This window comes from Limnospira sp. PMC 289.06 (assembly GCF_032350395.1).
Lineage (GTDB): Bacteria > Cyanobacteriota > Cyanobacteriia > Cyanobacteriales > Microcoleaceae > Limnospira > Limnospira platensis.
The window spans coordinates 1-6506 of record NZ_JARPLC010000188.1; the positions used below are offsets into that span (position 1 = coordinate 1).

The following is a 6506-nucleotide window of genomic DNA, read 5'->3' on the forward strand; positions in this document are numbered from 1 at the left end:
CTAAGACTGAATGGAGTGCATATTGAGTGTGACGATACGACTATCGGGTTAAGTGTTTCCCAGTTATCGCCGTTAGGATAAGGCACAGCTAAAAACGGGACTGACGGGGCTCGAACCCGCAACTTCCGCCGTGACAGGGCGGTGCTCTAACCAATTGAACTACAGTCCCTTATTTAAGACTCTGATTTTCGAGTCTATCGTTGTTAGTGCTTCGTTTTAAGCACAAAATCTATTTTCAACCATTATCCTGGTTTTGTCAACCCCTGAAGTCAAAAAATTTTCCCAACCACTCCCAAAGCCTTTGAACAGAGGGTTTGGCGCTATCTGATAACTCTGGCGCGATCGCAAAAGCTATGATCTGGGTGTGTAGTAGGGGGTGAAAATTGTTGTCGCTGACCATAATTAGCGATCGCCTTCCGTCTGGTAAAATCGGCCCAAAAGTCATCCCCTCCAGATTATCCCAGATTACCTCAGCCTGTATCTCTGGGGGAATCAAGACCGGAGTTTTCCTCACCGGGGTAATTCCCTCTAATTGGTTTTCGAGGCTATCTACAGACCCAATATCCGTCGCTTCGGTCAAAGATACCTCAAACAGGCGGATCACAAATCCCCTATCCAGGGAAAAAGACCTTTCCAAAGCCAGTAACCGCCTCTCACTCACAGCCAGCAACTCCACCAGTCCGTTAAGCTGTAACGTCTCAGACAGCAGGGAACTACCGGCGATCGCTTCTGTCATATACAGAAACTGACCATCTGCTAAACCTGTCTGCAAATTATAGCGGATCATCCGGCTAGGACTCCCTTGGTTAACCGTGGCGGCGGGTCCGTCTTGAATTAAAGCATTTTCCGTAGCTGTAAATAGGGTTTTCCCGTCCGGGGTCAGGGTCAGGCTTTCCGTCGCCAGATTATTTCTCACCCCTATATTAGGATTATCCCTCGAAAACAATTGTTCTGGGATGGGTAATTGAGTTAATTGGCGACCCGACTCTAGGGAAAACTCCTTGATAAACGGAGGATAACCCGCCGCCATATTTCCCTCTGAAGAAATCCACACCGTTTCTCCGGTGAAAGCAATGCCTTCCGGGTCTAAACTATACAATGGGAAGGCTTCCCCGTTGGGGTCTAATATGGGCGTGACTCCTATTACTTCCACTGCTTCTAATCGGAAAGCTTCGTCTTTCCAGTGCAATTTCAGCGTGTAAAATCTCGCGTAACCGCGATCGCCTTGGGAGTCCGACACGGCATAATATACATCTTTTTGCGGGTTATAGGTTATCCCCGACAGTCCCCCAACTTCTGTTTCCTCAAATACCAAACCTGTGGGAATTCTTGCCGCACCCAAAAAGGATGTTAATTCCTTAATGCGATCGGGCGACGGTGGCGTAATTCCTACTTCGATTAATCCCACCGTTACCGTCAGCGGTAATATTGTCATTATGGAAAACTTCTGCAACCACATCAATCTCGTCCGTGGGGTGATAGGGGGAACTCCCTAGGATTCCTGCTAGATATTTCCTGCATATTCCTGAGCATTTCGACCCTCACAATTTGCTCATTTTCTCCTGGGATTTTAACCTACCATATTAGGCGAGATTTGTCAAGGGTTCCGCGAGGGAAAATTCCCCCGTTGGGAAGGTTTCCATAACTCACCGATATGGCTGGGGGGAGACCATCATTTTTTCCTTACTCCAGGGCGGCTAAGTTATTCACAATATCCACCGTTTCCAAGCTAACTGTAATCACCTGACCAATTAACCTAACAATATATTCTTCATCGTCTAAGCGGTTGGGGTCATTTTCAATGCCGCTGCGTTTATCTATTTTAACTTGATAGCGGTCAATAATCCAATCTAAAGCTGATCGGTTTCCCAGGCGATATTCAAACACTTTCGGGGGAATACCCGCCAAGGTCAGAAACTCGTTATAAATTAACTGGGTTTTATCTTGACTCAGTTTCATCTTTTCCACCCGCCAATTTAACGGGACCTCATCATTTTCGATGAATTTTAGGGGATATTCCGGTTGTTGTTCATAGTTTATATGAATTTCCGCCAGACGTTTTCCGGCTTTGGCGAAACTCTCAAAATCGGGCGCGTAGGGAATGCGAGGTATCTCCCTTTTCAGGTTGTCGGCGTATTTCTCCCTATAGGTGGGATGGTGTAACAGCCCATATATATAATAGAAAATATCCCATTTACTGATAGCCGGGTTTTGGTATTCTTCCCGAAAGGCATCTACAGCCCAGTCGGTGATATTTTCTTGGCGGTTGCTTCCGTCTTCCTCATAGGTGTAGAAGGGGAAACATTGAGAACCTCCTTGAGGGAGAAGATCTGGTATAACAGCAACCATTAAAGTAAACATTGGCACTTCACGACCTACTTTAAGCCAAATTACCCGATTCTCTTTCTCTGTCTCCGGGGTGGGGAATATGTAGGGGAATTGATAGCGACGTTCATTGAAATAAGCATCAAAATAAAGCCTAGATTTGGTGAAAGGACGATACAGAGACTGTCTGATATGCTTCGGGTCATATTCTACGATAACCCCTCGCTTTAAATGTTCTTTGAGTTCTCCAGACCAGCTAATTTTAGTATCATCATAAGTCACAAAATCATCCACCTTAGCCGATTTGTCGGGACAATCAAGCCATTTCCTGGTTTGTTCGTTATAGGTGGCGATTATCCTTTGAATATTGGCGGCTAATTCATCAGGATTAAAGTTATACGCCCAAGCATCGCGACAAGTTAATACTCCTCTTCCGTATATCTTAAAAATAGCCCCCGTTGCTTCTCCCTTGGCGGCTTTGGTTTTTTTGGTTCCCATGGGGATAAAGGTTTCAAAATCCGCCTGCAACCCTGCGGTTAACCAGGTATGTTTTTTGTCCGGTTTCATCTCTTCCCAGTCAACCTCACCCCAATGCTGAGATTTTTGTAAATAGGCGTATTTTTCCTCTTTTCGCAAAAATTCACCCACGGCTGCATAGTAAATCTGACCTTGAGATTTGTTACCTTCCTTCCTTTTAATCAACAGGTTAATACTCACCCCTACTTTGATATCAAAAACATTATAAATCGCTTGATTGCTAGTATTCTTTCTGATATTACCTCCCAAGTCTAAAACATAAATTGCATCAAAATCTTGGGCTAAATGCTGCCGCATTCCATCAAAAGCAATGCCATCAATAAAGCTGTTATTGCTGACAAATGCCACAATTCCCTCATCTTCAATTCTATCAGCCGCCCAGCGAAACGCCTTAACGTAGGGGTCATATAGAGAATTTTTATTAGTCGCTTTCGAGTCTTTCGCATAAGTTTCCGCCACCCGTTTATCGACCCCTCCCCTTTCGCTATATTTGCGGTTTTTGTTATTGTCATTTTCATTTTGCTGTCCTGCATTATAGGGGGGGTTGCCAATTACCACAAAAATGGGGGAACTTTGCTGCTGCTTGACTCGTTGGGTATTTTCGGGAGTGAATAAATCCAGTTGTAATGATTCTTGAACCGAGAAAGTATCCACCAAACAAATCCCGTCAAAAGGCTGATATTGTCCGGTTGCCGTCAAATATTCATGCTCAATATTCATCGAAGCGATATAATAGGGTAATAGCATCACCTCATTACAGTGTAACTCCTGCTGATACTTATGGGATAACGCAGTTTTTCTAATCTCCCGCATTATCCGCATAATAAAGTTACCCGTCCCCACAAACGGGTCAAGAATATGCACCCCTTTATCACTCAGAGATTTATTAAACTCGGTGCGGAGAATCTCATCCACACTTTTCACCATAAAATCCACAATACTCTGAGGCGTGTAAACAATCCCATGGGTATCCGCGACCTTGAGCGCAAAGCCTTGGAAAAACCTTTCATAAACCGTGTTTAAAAAATGCTGTTTTTCGCTATACTCAGTAATAGTCGCCGCCGCCTCTTCCAAGGCGCGATAAAAATAATCAACATCTCCCAGAAAATGAGCCCGACTAAAGGACTTGGAGGTTAAAGTCTCAATCACCTTCTCAATTTCCACCGCGATAATATTGCGCCGGGTAAAATCGGGGTTATTAAAAATCTGTCGAAAAATCCTTTCCGTGAGTAAATGCTGAATCAGCATCTCTTCCACAGCCGCATCAGAAATATTAGGATTAATCGACTGACGGCACAGGTTAATAAACCCTTCAAAAGCATCAATAAACTTGGGATTAGTTTGGCGTTCACTCTCGATTAAATCAACCAGTTTTTCCCCCAAGCCGCGCACTTTATCCCCAAATTCCGCCGCTGCTTTCTCCCAATTTTCTATCTGTGGTGGTCGATATTCAAAAAACAGCTTGAGACTTTCGACCAGTGCTTCTGGTTTGGTGATATCCTGGTCATAGACTTGTTTTCCCCCTTGCCAAATAATCACCCGCTCAGGAGACTGAAAAATAATGTTATCTTTGGGGTAGCCTTTGGCAAATTTCTTTTGTACTTCCTTGGGGAGGTCGTCGGCGGTGTCTTTAGCTTCCCAAATCCCATGTTTGAGGGTATCATCTCTCACCAATAACCCATCAACTTGGATGCGTTTTTTCTCCGTTAACTTCAGGCTATTTTCCTGTACCAACAGCCAATTAAACTGCTGACAACAGGAAGTTAATAAATCGGCAAAAGCCACCTTAACCGCCCCTTCATTGGCGGCTCCGAATTTAGTAAAGTTTTGTAATGTTTGGTAATAGGACTTTACTGCTTTGTGGGAAGGTTTCAGATTCAGAGTAGCCATAAGCAATTAATAATTAATAATTAACAATTCTTCATGATTGCCGGGGGCAAGTGCGGTCCTAGGAGAACCCGCGTCCACCATTCTCAATGGAATAATTAATAATTAATAATTAACAATTCTTCATGATTGCCGGGGGCAAGTGATGGGGTATTACCCAGAGGGAGGAGGTGAAGCCCTAGGAGAACCCGCGTCCACCATTATCAATTGTCCATTATACATTATCCACCACGATGGATTGAGTTAATTCACTATTTATGCTATCCTAACGAGAGCGTAGACAGTAATGTTGCCCTTACCCTCCTCAATCCCATTATTATTGAGTTGTATGAGGACATTAAAAAATTTAAGCGATCGTCGGGAGGCCAAGCGGCTTCATGCAAGGCTCTTTAAATGAAATCGATATCCGCAGTATATTGCAGTTGGTCGAAGTCGGTCAACGCACAGGTCAGTTAATGGTGGAAGCCTATAGCCCCGCCGCCTCGGTAGTTTCGGAAAAATATAGCGATCGCTTTAAGGGTAACTGCTGGCTAGTTTTTTGCTCCAACGGTAGAATTGTCTATGCTGGGGAAAGCGAGGGTAGCCTGAAAAGACTGCGGGACTACCTGCACCGCTACAAGTTAACAGAAGTCCTCAATGAGTTAGAAGTGCCGTCAATTACGGCAGTTAACGCGCCCGAATACGGCTATTTGTGGGTGCTACTAGAACAAAACGCGATTACCCCCACCCAGGGGCGCAGCATTCTCCATGGGATGATTTCCGAAACTCTATTCGACCTTCTCAGCCTTCACCACGGGGCTTTTAACTTTGAAATGGGTTCACCCCTAGCACCGCAATTAATGACTTTACAAATCAACACGGTGTTACCTAAAATTATGAAACAGGTGCAGGAGTGGAAAACTTTTCACCCCCATATCCAATCCCCCAGTCAGTGCCCCCTCATTTTAGACCCAGACAAACTTAGACAAGTAGTGCGTCCCAATGTCTTTGAAACTTTAACCCGTTGGGCGGACGGAAAAACCACTTTCCGGCAAATTTCCCGTTATTTGAACCGAGATATTGTCGCAGTCACCAAGGCGATCTATCCTTTTGTACAACAGGGTTTTGTGCAACTGCGCTTTCCCCCGACCGAACCAAGTCCGTACCCCCGTTCTCAGTTCGAGAGTAAGATTCCCCGCATTGTCTGTATTGATGATGATCGCGTAATTCGGGAGACAGTGGAGTTAATCTTAACCCAGCATGGCTACGAGGCGACGGCTATAGGTCATCCCCTGAAGGCATTAAGTCAAGTTTTCCAACTGAAACCAGATCTGATTTTATGCGATATCGCCATGCCGGAACTAAATGGATATGAAATTTGCGCGATGTTGCGAAGTTCTAGTGCTTTTCGGGAAACTCCGATTATCATGCTAACAGGCATTGATGGATTTATCGATCGCCTCAAAGCCCGAATGGTGAGAGCGACCAATTATCTGACCAAACCGTTTAGCAAGGGGGAGTTACTTACCCTAGTAGAAAACTATATTGGTACAGCGGACGGCCATTCCCTGAAGCTAGAAAGTCAACTCGCAGAAGCTTTTTCCCATAAGTGGCCTTCTCTTGACTCGGAAGAGCATGATTTAATCTCAAATTAGGTTAACATTTTAGGGCAATATGGTATAATAAGCGAGAAGAGTTGAGGATAAACCTATTGCCAGATATGTCAAACCCAAGGAAGCGGCCCAAATCCTTGGAGTCCATGAAAGAACACTCCGCAC

3 protein-coding genes, 1 tRNA gene and 1 pseudogene are annotated in these 6506 nt (G+C 44.6%); 2 read left to right on the forward strand and 3 right to left on the reverse strand.

Annotated features, from left to right (window positions below; genetic code table 11):
- Positions 1-95 precede the first annotated feature (95 nt).
- From P5674_RS22580 to P5674_RS22590, 3 genes are all read right to left on the reverse strand, one after another.
- Positions 96-169 (reverse strand) — tRNA-Asp (locus P5674_RS22580).
- 87 nt (positions 170-256) lie between these two features.
- Positions 257-1435: an esterase-like activity of phytase family protein gene (locus P5674_RS22585; protein ID WP_315670301.1), complete on the reverse strand. Its 1179-nt coding sequence runs from the start codon at positions 1433-1435 to the stop codon at positions 257-259.
- Between the two features lie 248 nt (positions 1436-1683).
- On the reverse strand, positions 1684-4752 hold the full coding sequence (locus P5674_RS22590; RefSeq protein ID WP_315670302.1) for a type ISP restriction/modification enzyme: 3069 nt from the start codon (positions 4750-4752) through the stop codon (positions 1684-1686).
- A 374-nt stretch (positions 4753-5126) separates the two neighbouring features.
- Between P5674_RS22590 and P5674_RS22595 the strand changes: the two genes are divergently transcribed.
- Positions 5127-6383, forward strand: a complete 1257-nt coding sequence (locus P5674_RS22595; RefSeq protein WP_006616255.1) for a response regulator — start codon at positions 5127-5129, stop codon at positions 6381-6383.
- 55 nt (positions 6384-6438) lie between these two features.
- Positions 6439-6506: pseudogene (locus tag P5674_RS22600) on the forward strand (IS607 family transposase); the annotation flags it as partial.